The sequence below is a fragment of the Pedobacter africanus genome (assembly GCF_040548825.1).
Lineage (GTDB): Bacteria > Bacteroidota > Bacteroidia > Sphingobacteriales > Sphingobacteriaceae > Pedobacter > Pedobacter africanus_A.
The window spans coordinates 178,854-197,773 of record NZ_JBEPSL010000003.1 but is presented as its reverse complement, the minus strand read 5'-3'; the positions used below and the strand labels follow the sequence as shown (position 1 = coordinate 197,773).

Sequence of the window (18,920 nt, the reverse complement as noted above, 5' to 3'; positions counted from 1 at the left end):
ATATGGCGCAAAAGTACCTATATTCTTTTAGGTAGCGGTAGTAATAACCGTCATAAAGTTATCAAATGACAAAACACCTAAGCCCAGGATTTTTTCCTGGCAGCAGGCTACTCAAATTTTCCTTCTTTATTCAACAACTGAAAGTAACGGTCCAGATTGGTGCCAAGCGATTCTTCAAAAGCAGCTTTCAGATCGGCAGGCTGCGGATGTTTACCACTCCACAGTTTAAAGTAGTGTTTAAAAGCCGCATCCATCTTTTCCCTTCCAACCCCGCTCTCCAGCACGTACAGCCACAAGGCTGCTTTCAGATAGGAGGCTGTACTGTAATCATCAGATGAGTTAAACCTATCCGAAGGCACATCTATAGCCGATTTCATCGGGATCCCACTCAAAGCGCCATAAATGGCATTCAGGAACTTATCCGAAGGCAAAGCCCTAACCTCTACAGGAATTGCATCTCCGAAAATAGAATTCGACCTGTATTTTTCAGCCTCATACCTGAACTGGAAATAAGTGTTCAGTCCCTCATCCTGCCAGGCATGCTGCCGTTCATTGCTCCCCAGCATACTCATAAACCAGTTGTGCCCAACCTCATGCGCTATTACCGCGTCCAGCGATTCCTTTTTGGCATCCGGACTGGTAATCAGCGTGATGGTAGGGTATTCCATTCCGCCACTCGAATTGTTTTTAGGTCCTTCAACCACCTGTACCACCGGGTACTCATAGTCACCAATCCATTTGCTGTAACTTTTTACAGCATCCTTTGCATAATCGATGCTGTAATTCCACAAGGTACTATCCTTGTTGTGGTAATAAGTAAAGGCATCTACAACCTTACCCGATGCCAGTTTAGCGGTATCATACTGGATCACAAAATCCTTATCGGCAAACCAGGCAAAGTCCGGCACATTGCGCATCTTATAGTTCAGCTTCTTTATGCCTTTTTTATTTTTTGCTGCATATAGTACAGGCTTTGCGGTCCTGTTCGCCACATTTTTTGCCCCTATCCTTTTATATTCTGCAAGTTCGTCTGCATTCTGCAGCACACCTGTAGCCCCAACTACATAGTCGGCCGGCACGGTAATGTTCACATTAAACGAAGCATAATCACTATAATACTCCCCCATATCCAGGTAAGGAAATTCATGCCAGCCATTTTTATCGAACACTGCAGGTTTGGGGTACCACTGGCAAACCATAAACTCCCCATCGGCAAAACCCGATCTCGAGAAATACGATGGCAGTTTCACTTTAAAATCTGTACTGATCTTTACAGAGTCACCCGGTTTCAGGGCTGAAGCCAGCTTTACCTTTATAATATCTATGTAATCCGGATTGGGATGCGGCTCGGTAAGCGCAACTTTCCCATTTATCTTAAAATTCAAACCTTCTATACTTCCAGGTGTATATTTGTCCAGCTTCCCTGCCCTTGCCGTATCATTTTTCAACTGCTTAAACAAAGCAGTATTTTCATTTTTATAAGCATTAGGCCAGATATGAAACCAGATAAAATCCAGGTTTGAAGGGGAATTGTTTTTATACGTTACCGTTTCAAATCCCCTGAGCGATTTTTCCTGATCGTTCAAAACCACATCTATGTCATACCTTACCTGCTGCTGCCAGTATTTTTCCTGTCCAAAAACTATCGTACTGATGCATACGAAAACGAGGGTTAAAATGTTCTTCATGGTGCGAAAGATAATCATTTTCTCATGGATAGAATTTACCAATTCATTAAATTTGGGAAAAACAAGAAGAGATGTTTATCGTAAAACACCGGCAAATCATAGTCTACGGCCTTTCCCTGGCCGTTTTGCTATTTTTACTGAGATGGCTGGAATTGCGGTACATCATCATCGACCATGCGTTTCAAATTTATATAGGGGCAATAGCACTCATCTTCACTGCCCTGGGAATCTGGCTGGCCACCAAACTCAGCAAACCAAAAGTGGAGATCGTTACCATAGAAAAAGAAGTTTATCGCGACAATAACGAACATTTTGCCATCAATCAGCATGAGATCAGCAGGCTAAACCTCAGCAAACGCGAACTGGAAGTACTTGAACTGATGGCCCAGGGGTTCAGCAACGATGAAATAGCGGCAAACCTGTTCGTCTCCTTAAATACCATAAAAACGCATTCTTCACGTCTTTTCGAAAAAATGGAAGTAAAACGCAGAACACAGGCAGTAGATTTTGCAAAAAAAGCCGGTATTATCCCCTGATCAGGCCATCAATTTTAAAAATCACCCGAAAGTATGACCTTCAGAAAAACCAAAACCATCACTTTTGGGTCATCAAAACCAATAAAAAGATGAAAAAGATCTCCACCATTTACGGACTGATCATGGGCACCATACTGGTGGCCAATATGATCTACATGACCATCCTGTGTTACAACAATCCTGATTTTAAAGGAAATGACGTTGTAGGCTATGCCGTCATGCTCATTGTTTTCTCCATGATATTCGTAGCCGTTAAACAAATCCGCGATAAACAAAACAACGGCTTTATCAGTTTTGCCAGGGCCTTTAAAACTGGACTGCTCATTACTTTAATTGCATCAACCATGTATGTGGTGATATGGTTGTTCGACTATTACCTCTTCATCCCCGACTTTATCGACCGGTATACCCTTCATGTGTTAAAAAATGCCAAAGCCGATGGTGCCAGCGCTGCAGAAATCAGCAAAAAAGCAGCAGAGATGGCCAATTTTAAAGAAATGTACAAAAACCCGCTGTTTGTGGTATTGATCACTTACGCCGAAGTTTTCCCTATAGGACTGCTCATTTCACTCATCAGCGCCCTCATCCTGAAAAGAAAACCCAGGGTATAAGACCATTTTCAAAACCTATCGGGGCGCTGAAGTGTTTTAGCTTAAAACCAGCCTATGAAAACGCCTAAATCAAAAACAGAGAAAGCAGAAGTAGCCGATCAGAAAAAGCCCAAAGGTGCCGAACCAGAAAATGCGACTTCAGCAAAAGATGCAAAAAAAGTAAAGACCACGAAAAAATAACTGAGTCATGAAAAAGCCAAAAGCCGCAAAAAACCGCCCCGAGAATGCAACGCTGTTAAAAAAACACGAGCACCCGGATGGAATAGACAAGTGGAACGACCGTCTGGACCAGAACCTGGAAACCGAACACGAGGGAAACGAACTGGCTGATGAACATGCCCGTGATTACCTGGAAAAATATGGCAGTGGCGATCAGTCTGATGAAAACCAGGACAACTAGTCCAGTTCTGCGAACTCCCAGGCACTCTGGTAGGCATTGACCTGTTCTGCATAGGCAATAAAACCGGCATAAAAGGGCAGGCGGCAAAGTGTGGCACTGTCGCCTATAACCACCAGCTTTTTTCTGGCCCTGGTCATGGCCACATTCATCCTGCGGATATCAGCCAAAAAGCCGATTGTCCCTTCATGGTTACTCCTGGTCATGCTGATATACACAATATCCCTTTCCTGCCCCTGGAAACTATCTATCGTATTCACTGAAATCTTATGGATATATTCCTGTAGCACGGGATGGCTTTCCAGCATTTCTTTCAACACATAGATCTGCTGTTTATAAGGAGAGATGACTGCTATTGTAGGAAAATCCTCGGCGGTATACTCTGCAGCAAGCTGTCCGGCCAGCAAATTCAGGTGTTTCCATAAAAAGCTGGCTTCGTCCGGATTTGTAGTGCTGGTACTTTGTATTTGCTCTTCAAAACTACAGCCGGCGGTATCCACAAAAGCCAGTGCAGCATCTTGACCGGAAAGTAAATGCCCGGCAACCGAATCATGTGCCTTCAGTTTGTTCTGATAAAATACACCTGATGAATACTGCATGATCTGCCGGTGCATCCGGTATTGTTCCTCCAGCAAAACCACGGCTTCGGGATGAAGCGCCTGGCATTTTTCCAGCAGGGTTGTACTTAAACCAGCCCTGGCGGCTTCATTTGACTTTATGGTTGGTGGCAACTGACAGTGGTCACCCGCAAGCACCAGCTTCTGCCCTTTCAGCAGGGGAATCCAGCAGGCCGGTTCCAATGCCTGTCCCGCCTCATCTATCACCACCGTACCAAATTTCCTGTCGCGCACAGTATAATGACCTGCGCCCACCAGGGTAGCGGTAATCACCTGCGCTTTATCCAGCAGATCATCCGCAACATACTGTTCGGTATTCGCCACTTCCTTCATCAGCCTATGCGCTTCATCAAAAAGGGCTTTGCGTTGTTCCTTTTCTGCCCTGCCAAAATTTCTTTTGTACTTATGGGCCATATGTTTATACTCCGAAGCCTGCTTTTTCAGCGCTTTTACCGCCTTCATACCCTCATGAGCGGCCATTTTTCCATCCAGGGTAAGGGAAAAAAGCTGCACTGAAACCCTTGCCGGATTGCCGATCCTCAACACCTCCAAACCCTCTTCAGCCAGCTTTTCCGTCAGCAGGTCAACCGCTGTATTGCTGGGTGCCACCACCAGCACCTGCTGTCCGTCCTGCTTCCATAAAGCCTTAATGGCCTGAACCAGGGTAGTGGTTTTACCCGTTCCGGGCGGGCCATGCACAATGGCCAGTTCCCTGGCAGCTACAATACGATCAACGGCCTGGCGCTGCATTTCATTTAAACGCGGGGCCAGGTACCCGGAAGCCGCATCGGCAAAAGCAGGTTTCCTATTGCCCAGCAGCACTTTCAGCAGGTTGCTTTCCAGCCCCTGGTCTACCAGGGCCGATGCACGCTTTAAGGCGCCCTGCATTTCGTCGTAACTGTTGTTGTCAAACAACACATCTACACCCAATTTACCATCCCTGGCCCAATCGGGCAATTCATCTGTGCCTAAAGTCAGTTTTAAGCGGTTACCGCCCTGGTAGGCAATTGTCCCTTCTACCCGGTCATTCTTCGGATCATGGTTCGAAAACAGCACTGCCGGCATACCAAACCTGAGCTGGTGCTGCAGGTCCTGGTGCGTAGTCCGCTCCAGTTCTACTGTCAGATAGTCGCCCCGGCTCATTTCGGTCCCGCGTATGGCAACGGGGTACCAGCTCAGGCCATTTGCCCTGCGTTCTGCCACTGATAAGGTTTCCGTTTGCCTGATGTATGCGTTCAGGTCTTCTTCCCGCTCAGTTTTAAGCAGGTCGAGTAACTTTTTAAAATAAGGCATCAGCAGCACTCATCTACCAGGTACAAAATGGATTCATAGTTTTTGCCAACTGCGTCAGACATGGCCATCTCGCAGGTCTTGGCGGTAGAATAATAGCCCGAGCATTCCTGCCCCTTTACTTCTTCAGCCTCAGGCGCCGTAGCAGCAGCCGTCAGTTCCGGGAACAAAAAGCCCCTGTCGCCCGCCATGCCGCAACAGCCCGCATGCAAAGGCACCACTACATTTCCGGCAAAACGGTTCGCCAGGTCAAACAGTTTCCCCTCCAATCCCATCTTTTTTAATGTACATACCGGGTGCAGCACAATCCGGTCTTTTTTGCTGATCTGCGGCAATTCAGGAAGTGCCATATCATGCAGGTAATCTATACTGTCAATGATCTGCAGCTGGTCAAAATACCCCTTATGCTCCTCTGTAAGTACCGGGCGGCAGCTGTGCAGGGTATGTGTACAGGAGCTTACGTCGAGTACCACCGGCAAACGCCCCTGCGAGGTCCATCTCCATAGTTTTTCAATGGTCTGGTTGGCGGTATGTGCAAAGGCAGCGCTGTACCCTTTAGAAGAGAACAGCTGTCCGCAGCACATCCCGTCAATGTCGTTTGGCACCACTACCCCTATTCCCGCTTTTTTCGAAACGCTCATAAAAGTCTGCCACACACTTTTTTTACCTTCCTTTGCACCGCCCATCATCCTGTTGATGCAGGTAGGGAAATAAACCACATCACCGTTCCTATCGCCTTTAACATATCCTTTTGGTGCCTGCAGCTGGTTGCTCCACAAAGGCATGGCCGGAACGATCTTTTTGATGCCCCCGGTTAGGTTCCGCATGGCGGATGCACCAAAAACACTGTTTATACCATTGCCCAACCTCACGGCCAGTCCCGCTGCAAAAGCAGCCCCACCAAAATTCCTCGCCACAATCACCGCAAGCCCATTCGCGGTACGGCTATGGCTTTCCCTGCGCAACCGCTTTACCAGATCGCCCGTATTGATGTCTACCGGGCAGGCCGTAGCACAAAGCCCGTCAACCGCACAGGTCTCCAGTCCATCGTACTGGTATTCCTTCACCAGCTGGTCAAAGGTAGCTTCATCACCCTTTGTCCTTAAACCCGCCAGCTCCCTGCGCACCACTATTCTTTGTCTTGGGGTCAGCGTAAGGTTACGGCTTGGGCATTTATGTTCACAATAGCCACATTCTATACAGCGGTCTACCTCCTGCTCTACAGCAGGCAGCGGCTTCAGGTCGGCAATATGTGCTTTTTTATCTTTATTGATGATCACTCCCGGGTTCAGCAGGTTTTTCGGGTCAACTACCGCTTTCAGCCTTTCCATGATCTGGTACGCTTCTGCCCCCCATTCGGTTTCTATAAAAGGTGCCATGTTGCGCCCGGTACCATGCTCGGCCTTTAAAGTCCCATCGTATTGCTCTACCACCAGCTTCACCACATCCTGCATAAAGCTGTCATAGCGTGCGATCTCTGCCTGGGTATGGAAAGCCTGGGTCACCACAAAGTGGATGTTTCCATCTTTGGCATGTCCAAAAATAATGGCCTCGTGGTAACTGTATTTCTTAAACAGTTCCTGCAGGTCAAGGATGGCATCCCCCAGCCGTGCTACAGGGAAAGCAATGTCTTCCAGGATCACTGTTGTGCCGCTGGCCCTTACCGCACCAACCGCCGGGAACATCCCCTTGCGCAGTTTCCAGTAAAAGGCCTGCTGTTTCGCATCTTCTGTAAAAACCGGCGGTTCCAGCATCGATAAAGATCCGGCCGAAGCCAGGAACACATCGCTCTTGGCATGCAGTTCCCCGGGTGTATTGGCCTGAAATTCTACGAGCAGCGCAGCTGCTGTTTCAGGCAAAGTCTTTAACCGTTCAGGAACACCCTTTAAATTGTCTATCGACCGCAAAGAAGCCCTGTCCATCAGCTCTACAGCCTCGGCCCCGGCAACGGTTAGTGGAATGATGGCCTGACAGGCCGCATAGATATCCGGAAAATAGATAAAGGCAGTGCTCTTACAGGCAAAATCAGGCACCGTTTCCATGACCGCCTCAGCAATGAAGCCCAGGGTGCCCTCGGCACCGATTAAAAGGTGTGCCAGCACATCCAGCGGATGCTGGTGGTCTATAAAAGCATTCAGCGAATAACCCACCGTATTCTTGGTCTGGTATTTCCTGCGGATCAGTTCATACAGTTCAACATTCCCTGCAAGCTGATCCTGTATATTTTTTATGGCATCGAACAATTGCGGACAATCGCGTTCAAAGTTTTGATAATCTGCTGTTTTTTCTGTGCTGAAAGACTTACCATCGGGTAAAATGAACCGGATATGCCGGGTAGTGTGGTACGAGTTCAGCTTTACCCCGCAGCACATTCCGCTCGAGTTGTTGGACAGGATCCCGCCCATCATTGCAGCATCAATGCTGGAAGGATCAGGACCGATCTTTCTTTTGTATTTCTTTAAATGACCGTTCACCATGCTGCCCGTTATGCCGGGCTGCACCCTTACCAAAGCACCTTCCTCTTCTATACGGATGCTGTTCCAGTACTGGCTCAGGTCTACCAGAATACCATCGGTAATCGACTGGCCAGACAAGCTGGTACCACCGGTACGAAAAGTCAGCGGAACCTGATGCTGATGTGAAAAACCAAACAGTGCAATGATCTCCTGTTCGGAGACCGGCTGTACTACTGCCCTGGGCCGTAAATAGTAAAAACCCGCATCACTGGCATAGGCAACCAAATCTATTAAACGTGTCTTGATCCGATCCTTTGGCAGGATAGCTTCTAAAAGAGTCCCGATATTCATGTAGGACAAAAATAGTAATTCCCTTTTTAATAAAGTGCTGTTTCTCTGCTATACTTATTGCGGTATTCAACAGGTGAAAGCCCTGTAATCCGCCTGAAAGTTGTACGGAAAGCCTTGGTATCTGTATACCCCACCTTGTACATCACCTCGTTCACATTCTCGCGCGAGGATTCCAGGCTCATTTTGGCCGCTTCAATTTTCACCCGCTGCATGTATTCGGCAATGGTATTGGAAGTCGCTTTTTTAAAGCGCCTTTCCAGGTTCCTCCGTCCAACGGCAAGCATCAGCGCCAGCTGGTCTACTGTAATCTTTTCCCCGAAATTCTGTTCAATATAAGTCTGGGCCATTCTTACCGGCTCATCATCGTGTTCCTTCTGCCCTTCAAAAATGATAAAGGGCGACTGGCTGCTCCTGTCGAACTCTATTTCCAGTACCTTGGCACATAATATCGCCAGGTTCCTGCCCAGGTATTTTTCTACCAGGTACAGCAGCAGGTTCAAAAAAGAATAAGCACCCCCGCTCGAGTAAATGCCCTTTTCATCGGTAATGATCTTCTCGGCTACCAGGTTTACATCCGGAAACATTTTCCGGAAGGGGTTCGCCGACATCCAGTGCGTCGCACATTTTCGCCCTTTCAATAAGCCTGTAGAAGCCAGTAAAAATGCACCTACACACAGGCTTGCCACCTCGGCACCCCCTTTATACTGTTTGCTGATCCAGGGCAAAAATTCCTGGTTCAGGGCTATCGCCTTTGCCATATCCCCGCTTGGGGCAGGGATAATCACCAGATCGGTCTTCCCCGCATCTTTAAGCACCACACCGGGTTTAACCGTAAAAAGTCCATCATACAATGCGCTGCTGTCATCCAGTCCAACCAGATCAACCTTAAAAAACGGCGGCCGGCCCATCCCGGCCAGCAGCTTATTCACCGTATGGAATACTTTATAAGGGCCAACAATACTGCTCAGTACAGCTTCTCCGCGGGGTACAAGAATTGATATGTGCTTCATACTCAAAGTTAAGCTTAAGCAATGTCGCAATCAACCCCTTGTATTGCCGTATTCACACCCTATACCCCGGCTACAAAATTCAGCACTTCTATACTGGGTTCGGCTTCCAGTCCGCTTTCATCGCGCTGCTGCTGAAATGCTTTAAAAGATTCCATATCCAGAAACTGCTCCTGGGCGGCTTCACTGCTGTACAAAGAAATATGGGTAAAGGTCCTGCCGTCCTCGCCCAGGTAAATGCTGTACCGCACATCAGCATTCCCCGATTCCTTAAGTTCATTGATAAATACGTTGATGTTTGTTTTGTTCTGCTCCACAAAAGAAGGTTTTACGGTGTAGGTTACTTTTACGCTTTTCATAATTACTGTTTCTTCCTTATCAGACGAACAGAAAAGGCGAAATGTGACAAGGCCGGTAAAAAAAAATAATCAATTACGACAACAAGCCTCCCGGTCACATACAATGAATTAAATGAACAAACTGAATAAAGCCTTAAAAGGGTGCTTTTAGTACTTTCGTTACCATGTTTGGCCAAACAGAGGCGTATCCTGAAAAGCCTGATAAGAGTAAGGAAAATTTATAATAAGCCCTATTGTGAAACCATTACAAGCAGGTTAGCTGACGATGGTGACACTATCTTAACAAACAAATTTTAAAACTATGAAAAAGTTAGAATTAAAAAACCTTGGTGTTCAGGAAATGAACACAGCAGAAATGGCTAAAGTTGAAGGTGGTGGTTTACTTAACGATGCCCTTAAAGGCCTGTTAGGTTCCGTTACCGGAACTTTAAACACTATCGGTAACGATACCTCTGCTTTCTTAAACAAAACATTAACCAATGTTTTGAAACTGGTTTGGAGCCTGTAAGAAAAATTACTTTCAGCCGTTGTCCCGGACTCCGGGATAACGGTTACTTTAACCAGCAAATCCATGCCCCTGTCTACATATTCCGCCGAAACCATTTCCAGCACCGCGCTTGTTTACCGCTCACAGATCAGTAAATCTACCAGGGTCATCTATCTCATTACCGTATTTGCTATCCTCATTACTTTTGCCCTTCTGCCCATCATCAAAATAGCCATCAGCGTAAAAAGCGGTGGCATCCTGCAATCATCCGTAGAAAAAACCGAACTCATCGTTCCGGTAAACGGGCGCCTGGTTACCCTTAAACTTAAAGACAACAAAAAAGTAAAACAGGGAGAAACCTTGCTGGTTATAGATGCCGCGTTGGCCAAACAACAGGGTTCCATTGTACAAAACCGGCAGGGCCAGATCGGCCAGTTCCTTCAAGACATCCGCATGCTCCTGCTTTATATGAACAGGAACGGTTACAGCTACCCAAGCCTGCAAACCGGACAATATACCGCCTCCTGGCAACAGTTTGCCCAGGAGCTTGAAAATGCCAGGATCGTAAAGAACCAGGCCGAAAACACCTTTAACCGTTACAACAAACTTTTTCAGAACAAGGCCATCACCGAATCTGAATACGAACGCTACAAATTTGAACTCAACCAGGCCGAATCTGCTTACCGGATGGTCCTGACCAAATATAAGTCGCAATGGCAAACCGAAGCCAATACACTCCGCAATGAATTGCAGCAACTCAGCGGAGAACAGGTGGAATTGAACGAACAGAAAAAACAATATACCCTTAAAGCGCCTATCGATGGTTCTATACAAAACCTTACCGGCATACAGGAAGGGGCCTATCTTTTTGCCAACCAGAAAATAGGCGAAATCTCACCGGATGCCGACATGACCGCTTTCTGTTATGTTAAACCGGCAGATATCGGGCTCATCAAAAAAGGACAGGAAGTACGCCTGCAGGTAGACGCCTACAATTATAACCAATGGGGACTGGCACAAGGTAAAGTGCTCGACATTTCAGACGACATTGTCATCATCAATAACAACCAGCCGGTATTCAAAGTACGCTGCAGTCTTGATCAGAACTACCTGGTATTAAAAAACGGGTACAAAGGTTATTTAAAAAAGGGAATGAGTTTTACCGCCCGTTTTACCGTAACAGAACGCAGCTTATACCAGCTGCTGTACGACAAGGTAGACGATTGGGTAAACCCTAACGTAGCTAACAAAAGGTCATGAGCACAAAAGTAAAACAGCGCGACATTACAGATTGCGGCGCAGCCTGCCTGGCCTCCGTTGCCGCACATTACAAATCAGATCTTCCCGTTGCCCGCATCCGGCAGCTGGCCGGAACAGATAAAAAAGGCACTACTGTACTGGGCATTGTAGAAGCAGCCCAGAAACTGGGGTTTGAGGCCAAAGGCGTAAAAGGCCCCTTCGAGAGTCTTTTTAAAATACCCAAACCTGCCATTGCCCACCTTGTGGTTAAAGATGTACTGCAGCATTATGTGGTCATCTATAAGGTAAACAAGAAATACATCCAGGTCATGGATCCCATCGATGGGCAGATGCACCAGAAAACCCATGAAGAATTTCAAAAAGAGTGGACAGGCGCACTCGTACTCCTGCTGCCGGCCGAAGCGTTTGAAACCGGCAACCACAAAACCTCCATACAGGGCCGTTTCTGGAACCTCATCAAGCCGCATAAAAACATTTTAATACAGGCATTGTTCGGGGCCATTGTATATACTATATTAGGTCTGTCTACCTCTGTTTTTGTACAGAAGTTGGTAGATTTTGTACTGGTAGACAGCAACCGGAACCTGCTCAACCTCATGGGCATGGCCATGGTCATCATCCTGGCCATCCAGCTCTTTATCGGTACCGCAAAAACCATTTTCACCTTAAAAACCGGGCAAATGATCGATGCCCAGCTGATACTGGGTTATTATAAGCACCTGCTCAAACTGCCGCAGCAGTTTTTTGATACCATGCGCGTTGGCGAAATCATCTCCCGCATCAACGACGCTGTAAAAATCCGGGCCTTCCTCAATGATGTCAGCATCAATTTTTTGGTCAATATTTTTATCGTCTTCTTTTCTTTCCTCATGATGTTCAGTTACTACTGGAAACTGGCCCTCATTATGCTGGCAGTGATACCGGTATACCTGGCAGTTTATACGGTAACCAATAAGCTCAACAAAAAGGTTCAGCGAAAGCTGATGGAAGATGCCGCCGAGCTGGAATCCCAGCTGGTAGAAAGCCTGAATGCCGTAGGCACCATCAAACGTTTCGGACTGGAAGACCATGCCAATGAAAAAACCGAGACCCGTTTTGTTAAACTGCTGCAAACAGGCTTCAAATCAAACATGAACTCGGTATTTTCCGCTACATCGGCCGAACTCATCTCACGCCTGCTCACCATCATACTCCTTTGGACGGGTGCCGGCTTTGTGCTCGACAATAGGCTTACCCCCGGCGAGCTGCTTTCCTTTTATACCCTGATCGGTTATTTTACCGGCCCGGTTTCTTCCCTTATCGGGATGAACAAAATTGTTCAGGATGCCATGATTGCATCCGACAGGTTGTTTGAAATTATGGACCTGGAACGCGAAAGTGATGAAAACCAGATCGAACTGACCGCAGATAAGATCGGTGATATCCGCTTTGAGCACGTAGATTTCAGGTACGGCACCAGGCTCAATGTTTTTGAAGACCTGAGTTTGAGCATCCCCAATGGGAAATTTACAGCAATTGTTGGCGAAAGCGGCTCCGGGAAGTCTACACTGATGGCCATACTTCAAAACATCTATCCTATTCAAAAAGGCAACGTAAGCATTGGCAAATATGATTTAAAATACATCAGCATAGTCTCCTTACGCAAGGCCGTAGCTGTAGTACCTCAGCAAATTGATCTCTTTGCCGGAAATGTGATTGACAATATTGCCATTGGCGATTATGAGCCGGATATGCAAAAGATCCTTGATATTGCCGAACAGCTGGGTATCCTGGATTTTATAGAAACCCTGCCGGCCGGATTTCAGACCTACCTGGGCGAGAACGGGACTGCACTATCGGGCGGGCAAAGGCAACGCATTGCCATAGCCAGGGCCTTATACCGGAATCCTGAAATCCTGATCCTCGATGAGGCTACCTCTTCTCTTGACTCAGCATCAGAACAATATGTACAAAAGGCTATTGAAGTCTTAAAAGCACGCAACAAAACCGTTATTGTTATTGCCCATCGTTTAAGTACCCTCAACAATGCAGATAAGATCATTGTACTGGATAAAGGCAGGGTAATTGAACAGGGAACCCATAACGAATTGCTGTACCTGCCCGGTTCGGCCTACGCTGCACTCTGGAAACTGCAGATGCCGCAATTATTGGTAAAAAACTAAACCACCTGCTTATTTTAATTATAACAATGCAATTGTAATGATATCTGTTATAAATTTTCCAGTAGTTGTTCAGTGATTGTCCAGTAATCGTCCAGTGATTGTCCAGTCCGAACTGAATAATTACTGATTAATTTTAAAACAATTAGCAGTTGATTCTTGTTTTTTTAGTAACAGATATGGTAACTAAATTAAACTATTGAATATGGGAACTTACAAAAACGGTCCTCTGGGGCCATTCAAAGGCAAGATCGGTCCGCTTTTCGGTTATATTCTGAGAGGCAAGGGTGTTTTACGGGCTGCACCGCACATCACTAAACCCCGCTCAATTAAACAATTGGCCGTCCAGGAACGGATGGTTGTGCTGAGTCCGTTTTTAAACAAAATAAAAAAATACCTCGCAGTGGGCTTTGAACTTTCGGCCATTAAAAATGAAAATTCAGCCAATAATTCGGCAAAGTCTTACAACCTGAAGCATGCCATTAAGGGAGAATATCCGGAACTGGAAGTTGACTATTCCCAAGCCAGGCTTACAGAGGGCAGCCTTGAAATTCCGCAAAATGCCAGGGTGGAAGCTGTAGAAAACGGGTTTAAATTCAGCTGGGATTTTGACGAAAATGGCGCAGGGCATCCAAACGACAAAACTATGCTGATGGCGTATTTCCCGGAATTGAAAAGCAGTACATACATGATCAATGGCGTGGGAAGGCACCAGGGTCAGGAAATCCTGGAAATACATCCTGCTTTAAAAGGAAAAACAGCCGAGACCTATATGTCCTTTATAACAGACGACAGAAAAGCCATTTCCAACAGCGTTTATACCGGCAGCGTTACTTTTTAGTACGAATTCATTTTATTGAAAACCCTTTGCTTCTTTTTCAGTTATTAAACTGAGAAACGATTGTCTGTATAATTAGCATAAATAGATGAAAGCAAACCCTTTTTTAATAGAACGGAACTTTAGCGCTCCGCTAAGCAAAGTTTGGGAAGCCATAACCGATACCGGTAAAATGAAGCACTGGTATTTTGACCTGGAAAAATTTAAACCGGAGGTAGGTTTCAAGTTTCAGTTTATGGCTGGTGATGACAAGAAAAAGTACCTGCACATCTGTAAGGTAACCCAGGCAGAGGAAGGCAAAGTACTGGAATACAGCTGGAGTTACGACAATTATCCGGGACAGTCCTGGGTAAAATTTGAATTGTTCGAAGCAGGTACGGGCACCCGGCTAAAGCTTACCCATACCGGCATCGACAGCTTTCCCAAGGATGATCCTGCTTTTGCAAAAGAGCGTTTTGCTGCCGGCTGGACAGCCATTATTGGAACCAACTTAAAGAATTTTCTGGAGCAATAAGCGCAGCGGATCCTCCTGCCGGGCAATCAGAATTTGATGTTTCCCCTCAATTCGCCCCCGGGTACTGTTGAGCTATGCACATTTAAATACCATTTGCCCGCCAGCAGCTGGTTGATCTCTACGTCTGTAAGCACCCTGGTCTCTCCAGACATAGTGCCCGAACTTGCTGTTGTAAAACCGGTAATTCCGATAACCACTACTGAGCTTTTGGTATCCGAGCCATCTTCTGCCCCATGAAAGTGCATATTGGTAGTTGTAGCGGCCGCCGAGCCCAGCTGCCAGCTAAAGCTGTAGCTAATGGTCTTTTTTGCCGGGTCAAACACCACATCGCCCATACCTGTACCCGTGCTGGCATTGGCCGGAACCTCCTGGGCACCCGAGAACATTACATGTGATTTCTTTTTAAGGTCTTCCGGTTCTTTGTCTTTGTTTTTTTTACAGGCCGCGAAAGAAAAAAGGAACATTACTGCCAGTACAACTGCAGCAAAAGTCTGGTTCAAGTGTTTTGTTTTCATATCAGATAAGGTTTATAATTATCTGTACGTAAAACACTGCCCAAAGGTTGCCTGAGCTAAAGCCTTAACCCTGATAAAAAACTAAACGCTTACGTTAATGGCTTCCCAAAGCATATCTTTCAGTTGGGTAAGCCCCTTCTGGGCTACAGAGGAAATAAAGATTGCCGGAATATTTGCAGGAAGTTCCTTTTTCATTTCTTCCATCAGTTCTTCATCCAGCATATCCGATTTGGTAATGGCCAGCAGGTGCGGCTTTTGCATCAGTTCCGGGTTATAGTCTTTCAGTTCTGATTTCAGGATTTCATATTCTTCTGTGATGCTCCGGTGGGTGTCAGCAGGAACCATAAACAGCAGTACAGAATTCCGCTCTATATGACGCAGGAAACGGTAGCCCAGCCCTTTTCCTTTGGAAGCACCCTCAATGATACCAGGAATATCAGCCATGACGAACGATTTGCTGCCCCGGTAAGATACGATCCCCAGGTTAGGTACCAGTGTGGTAAAAGGATAGTCTGCAATTTCGGGCTTGGCAGCAGAAAGTACCGACAGCAAAGTAGATTTACCCGCATTTGGGAAACCTACCAGGCCTACATCGGCCAGTACCTTGAGTTCCAGTACCACCCATTCTTCCCTGCCCGGCTCTCCGGGTTGGGCAAAGCGGGGCGTTTGCAGCGTAGGTGTTTTAAAATGCCAGTTTCCGAGTCCGCCGCGGCCACCAGGGGTGAGGATTTTGGTTTCCCCATCCTCGGTGATTTCAAAAATGGTATGTCCGGTTTCTGCATCTTTGGCAATGGTACCCAGGGGTACCTCCAGGATCTCATCTTTGCCCGATTTACCGGTTGATGTTCCGCTTGAACCTGGCTGCCCATCGGGCGCAATGATATGTTTGCGGTATTTCAGGTGTAGCAGGGTCCAGAACTGGGAGTTGCCCCTCAGCATGATGTGTCCGCCACGGCCACCGTCGCCACCATCCGGACCACCTGTAGCAGTCCGCACATCTCGGTGCAGGTGTGCAGAGCCTGCGCCCCCTTTACCGGAGCGGCAGCATATCTTAACGTAATCTACAAAATTGGAACCCTGCGACATCAGTAAAAATTAGTATTGATCTACTACCGCACAAAGATTGGCAAAGATATCTTCGATCTTACCGATCCCGTTTACCTTACTCAATTTCTGCTGTGCTTCGTAATAAGGCAAAACATGGATTGTTTTGTTAAAATATTCTTCAATACGTTTCTGCAGTTTATCGGCCTGATCGTCTGCACGACCAGTTTCCAGCTGACGTTGTGCAATGCGTTTGGTCAGTTCTTCCTGATCTACGTCCAATGCAATCACACCAGCTATGGCACTGCCTTTACTTTCTAAAAACTCATCCAAAGCCTGGGCCTGCGGCACAGTACGAGGGAATCCATCAAATATAAATCCTTTGGCCTGTGGGTTTCTATCCACTTCTTCTTCCAGCATAGCGATGGTAATTTCATCGGGTACCAGTTGTCCGTCGGCAATTAAAGCACTTACCTTTTGTCCAAGCGGAGTCTGGTTTTTAATGTGTGCCCGGAAAATGTCGCCTGTAGAGATGTGGAGCAATTGATATTTTTCAATCAATTTTTCAGATTGGGTGCCTTTGCCTGCACCCGGTGGGCCAAAGAGAACAAAATTCAACATTTGGGTTGTCTTTAAAGTTAAAAAGCCTTTAAGCATTGGCTTAAGGCCGTACAAATCAATTCATTATAACACTTCTATTTTCAATTCCCTCAATCGAAAAAAAGAAAAAAAGCAGGTTAGTTTTGAGGCTGCAAATATATAACTATTAATTTATTATCTCCTTTTTTTTGCAAAATACTCCCCTGCTGCCGGGCTTCCCGTTCAGCCCGGTAAGGACCGGCCCCTGGCGGCCATATTTTATGGCTTTCATTTTAAAATAACATTAAATTAACTAAATTCGTTCATACAAACAGACGTAGGGTGACAAATTACAGTAGTTTAAGCGATTATGAGTTGACCGCCTTATTGAAGGCCGGCGACCGTATGGCCTTTACTGAAATTTATGACCGCTACTTCTGGATGCTCCATGCCCATGCCTATAAATGGATGCGCAACCGTGAAGAAACCAGAGATGTGATCCATGAGCTTTTTCTGGCCTTATGGGAAAAAAGGGAAAGCCTTTCTTTTGAGCCAGGCTTGCGCAGCTACTTATCGGCCGCAGCCCGTAACCGCATCTTTAACCTCCTGTCGCATAAGCGCATTGAATCCGAATACCTGACCTCACTGAACGAATTTATGGACCAGGGCAGTTGTATTACCGACCACCTGGTGCGGGAAAAACAGCTGATGGAGATCATTGAAAGTGAAATTGCCGGCATGCCGGATAAAATGAGGGAAGTGTTTGAACTGAGCAGAAAAGAAAACCTGAGCCACCGGGAAATTGCAGAACGGCTCGATATTTCTGAACAGACCGTCCGCAAGCACGTACAGCACGCCTTAAAGATCCTGCGTTTCAAACTGGGCCTGTACCTCCTCATGAGCTTTTTTATAGGTATGTAATTTTTTTTTCATTTTTCTTTACCCCCCAGGCCTTCCTCAACTGTATCTCTATATAATCGGTAGATTAATTCTAACTTTGCAATTATGGAAGACAACAAGGCTTCATTGTTATTAAAAAAATATGTTGCGGGCTATTGCACAGCCGAGGAAAAGGCGATGCTTGAATCCTGGTACCTTGCGCGTGACCTGAACTTCCCTGATATGAGTGTACAGGAACGGCTGGAGCACAAACAGGAAATATTTGCTGCGCTCGAAAAAGCGATGGCACCTAAACAACCTAAGCCGAACTGGTTAAAAATAAGCGCAGCCGCAGCTGTTCTTGCAGTTGTGATTTTCAGCATCTGGCAATACGAGCCTTCCAAACCGGGTATCCATACGGCCTCCCCCCAATTGAGCGGGCAGGACATTGCACCTGGCAGCAACAAGGCCACGCTTCAGCTGGCCAACGGGCAAACCATTCATTTAAATGGCGATAAAGCAGGAATTGTAATACGGGCAGGCCAGCTGGCCTACAACGATGGTACACGCATTGAAGCCGGCCTAACGGGTAAGGAAAATGCCGCTGCAATAAATACCATCACCACACCGGTAGGGGGCCAATACCAGGTGATCCTTGAAGACGGGACAAAGGTTTGGCTCAATGCAGCCTCCTCACTAAGCTATCCTACCCATTTTAGCGGGGGCAAGCGTACTGTTACCATAAATGGGGAGGCTTATTTTGATGTGGCGCACAACAAAAACAAGCCCTTTACGGTAAGCAGTAAAAACCAGACCATCACCGTACTGGGCACACAGTTTAATGTAATGGCTTATGAGAATGAGCAGGTAGTAAAAACGACCCTGCTTAAAGGATCCGTACAGGTATCAGCCCTAAGCGGCCAGGCAAATGCTGTGGTACTTAAACCAGGCGAACAGGCGCAGCTTAGTCAGACACGCGTGGCGATTACCGCGAATGTTGACCTGGAAGAAGTCGTTTCCTGGAAAAACGGCTATTTCAAATTCAACGAAAACATCAAAAGTATCATGAATAAAATAGCCCGCTGGTATGACATTGAAGTGGTATACCGGCCGGGGGTTGACCTCAACCAGACCTTTTCGGGCGAGGTATCCAAATCAAGAAACGTCTCTGCATTGCTTAAAGTGATGGAACTGACCGGAAATGTTCATTTTAAAATTGAAGAAAGGAGGATCATCGTTATGCCGTAGTGCTACCCATAAAGATGAGCCTGAAAAGAAGCCGGGAATGATTGGACCCATCCCCGGCAGATTAAGGGCTCTGAACCCCGCTCAT

At 46.5% G+C, this 18,920-nt stretch carries 19 protein-coding genes; 11 read left to right on the top strand and 8 right to left on the bottom strand.

Annotated elements, in window-relative coordinates:
- Positions 1-107: 107 nt before the first annotated feature.
- The gene (locus ABIE26_RS16475) at positions 108-1,688 is read right to left on the bottom strand and encodes a M1 family metallopeptidase (protein WP_310143758.1); all 1,581 of its coding nucleotides are present in this window, start codon (positions 1,686-1,688) and stop codon (positions 108-110) included.
- Positions 1,689-1,759: 71 nt separating this feature from the next.
- On the opposite strand from ABIE26_RS16475, the gene ABIE26_RS16470 reads away from it, so the two are divergent.
- The 4 genes from ABIE26_RS16470 to ABIE26_RS16455 all read left to right on the top strand — a co-directional run bounded on the left by ABIE26_RS16470 (position 1,760) and on the right by ABIE26_RS16455 (position 3,235).
- A complete protein-coding gene (locus ABIE26_RS16470) occupies positions 1,760-2,224 on the top strand; it encodes a response regulator transcription factor (RefSeq protein ID WP_310143756.1) in 465 nt (154 codons plus the stop codon).
- 89 nt (positions 2,225-2,313) lie between these two features.
- Complete coding sequence (locus ABIE26_RS16465; RefSeq protein WP_310143755.1) at positions 2,314-2,835, top strand: DUF4199 domain-containing protein; 522 nt, start codon at positions 2,314-2,316, stop codon at positions 2,833-2,835.
- A 54-nt stretch (positions 2,836-2,889) separates the two neighbouring features.
- Positions 2,890-3,015, top strand: a complete 126-nt coding sequence (locus tag ABIE26_RS16460; RefSeq protein ID WP_262497582.1) for a hypothetical protein — start codon at positions 2,890-2,892, stop codon at positions 3,013-3,015.
- A 7-nt stretch (positions 3,016-3,022) separates the two neighbouring features.
- Complete coding sequence (locus ABIE26_RS16455) at positions 3,023-3,235, top strand: hypothetical protein (protein ID WP_310143753.1); 213 nt, start codon at positions 3,023-3,025, stop codon at positions 3,233-3,235.
- On the opposite strand, the gene ABIE26_RS16450 is transcribed toward ABIE26_RS16455, so the two are convergent.
- From ABIE26_RS16450 to ABIE26_RS16435, 4 genes are read right to left on the bottom strand one after another with little or no spacing between them, the layout of a single operon-like run.
- Entirely contained in the window at positions 3,232-5,142 is a 1,911-nt protein-coding gene (locus ABIE26_RS16450) for an AAA domain-containing protein (RefSeq protein WP_310143752.1), read from the bottom strand. The two genes, ABIE26_RS16455 and ABIE26_RS16450, sit on opposite strands and share 4 nt — an antisense overlap.
- Positions 5,142-7,946 carry an FAD-binding and (Fe-S)-binding domain-containing protein gene (locus ABIE26_RS16445; protein ID WP_310143751.1) on the bottom strand — a complete coding sequence of 935 codons (2,805 nt, stop codon included), beginning with the start codon at positions 7,944-7,946 and terminating at the stop codon, positions 5,142-5,144. Before ABIE26_RS16445 ends, ABIE26_RS16450 begins: the two co-directional genes overlap by 1 nt.
- Before the next feature lie 26 nt (positions 7,947-7,972).
- Entirely contained in the window at positions 7,973-8,956 is a 984-nt protein-coding gene (locus ABIE26_RS16440; RefSeq protein ID WP_310143749.1) for a GlxA family transcriptional regulator, read from the bottom strand.
- A gap of 59 nt (positions 8,957-9,015) precedes the next feature.
- Positions 9,016-9,312 (bottom strand): hypothetical protein, encoded by a 297-nt coding sequence (locus ABIE26_RS16435; protein WP_310143748.1) that lies wholly within the window; start codon positions 9,310-9,312, stop codon positions 9,016-9,018.
- Positions 9,313-9,613: 301 nt separating this feature from the next.
- Here ABIE26_RS16435 and ABIE26_RS16430 point away from each other — a divergent pair, with 301 nt between their 5' ends.
- The 5 genes from ABIE26_RS16430 to ABIE26_RS16410 all read left to right on the top strand — a co-directional run bounded on the left by ABIE26_RS16430 (position 9,614) and on the right by ABIE26_RS16410 (position 14,570).
- On the top strand, positions 9,614-9,820 hold the full coding sequence (locus ABIE26_RS16430) for a hypothetical protein (RefSeq protein ID WP_310143747.1): 207 nt from the start codon (positions 9,614-9,616) through the stop codon (positions 9,818-9,820).
- Positions 9,821-9,883: 63 nt separating this feature from the next.
- The gene (locus tag ABIE26_RS16425) at positions 9,884-11,059 is read left to right on the top strand and encodes an HlyD family secretion protein (protein ID WP_310143746.1); all 1,176 of its coding nucleotides are present in this window, start codon (positions 9,884-9,886) and stop codon (positions 11,057-11,059) included.
- Complete coding sequence (locus ABIE26_RS16420; RefSeq protein ID WP_310143745.1) at positions 11,056-13,221, top strand: peptidase domain-containing ABC transporter; 2,166 nt, start codon at positions 11,056-11,058, stop codon at positions 13,219-13,221. The genes ABIE26_RS16425 and ABIE26_RS16420 overlap by 4 nt, the downstream gene beginning before the upstream one ends.
- A gap of 202 nt (positions 13,222-13,423) precedes the next feature.
- A complete protein-coding gene (locus ABIE26_RS16415; RefSeq protein ID WP_310143744.1) occupies positions 13,424-14,059 on the top strand; it encodes a DUF6266 family protein in 636 nt (211 codons plus the stop codon).
- A gap of 85 nt (positions 14,060-14,144) precedes the next feature.
- Entirely contained in the window at positions 14,145-14,570 is a 426-nt protein-coding gene (locus tag ABIE26_RS16410) for an SRPBCC family protein (RefSeq protein ID WP_310143742.1), read from the top strand.
- A gap of 26 nt (positions 14,571-14,596) precedes the next feature.
- Here ABIE26_RS16410 and ABIE26_RS16405 read toward each other — a convergent pair whose 3' ends face one another.
- From ABIE26_RS16405 to ABIE26_RS16395, 3 genes are all read right to left on the bottom strand, one after another.
- Positions 14,597-15,085, bottom strand: coding sequence for a CHRD domain-containing protein (locus ABIE26_RS16405; protein ID WP_310143740.1), 489 nt, complete (start codon positions 15,083-15,085; stop codon positions 14,597-14,599).
- An 81-nt stretch (positions 15,086-15,166) separates the two neighbouring features.
- Positions 15,167-16,171 (bottom strand): GTPase ObgE, encoded by a 1,005-nt coding sequence (gene obgE / locus ABIE26_RS16400; RefSeq protein ID WP_310143739.1) that lies wholly within the window; start codon positions 16,169-16,171, stop codon positions 15,167-15,169.
- Positions 16,172-16,180: 9 nt separating this feature from the next.
- Positions 16,181-16,750, bottom strand: coding sequence for an adenylate kinase (locus ABIE26_RS16395; RefSeq protein ID WP_310143737.1), 570 nt, complete (start codon positions 16,748-16,750; stop codon positions 16,181-16,183).
- Between the two features lie 300 nt (positions 16,751-17,050).
- Here ABIE26_RS16395 and ABIE26_RS16390 point away from each other — a divergent pair, with 300 nt between their 5' ends.
- On the top strand, positions 17,051-17,629 hold the full coding sequence (locus tag ABIE26_RS16390; protein ID WP_310143736.1) for an RNA polymerase sigma factor: 579 nt from the start codon (positions 17,051-17,053) through the stop codon (positions 17,627-17,629).
- A gap of 84 nt (positions 17,630-17,713) precedes the next feature.
- Positions 17,714-18,835: a FecR family protein gene (locus ABIE26_RS16385; RefSeq protein ID WP_310143735.1), complete on the top strand. Its 1,122-nt coding sequence runs from the start codon at positions 17,714-17,716 to the stop codon at positions 18,833-18,835.
- The last annotated feature ends 85 nt before the right edge of the window (positions 18,836-18,920 follow it).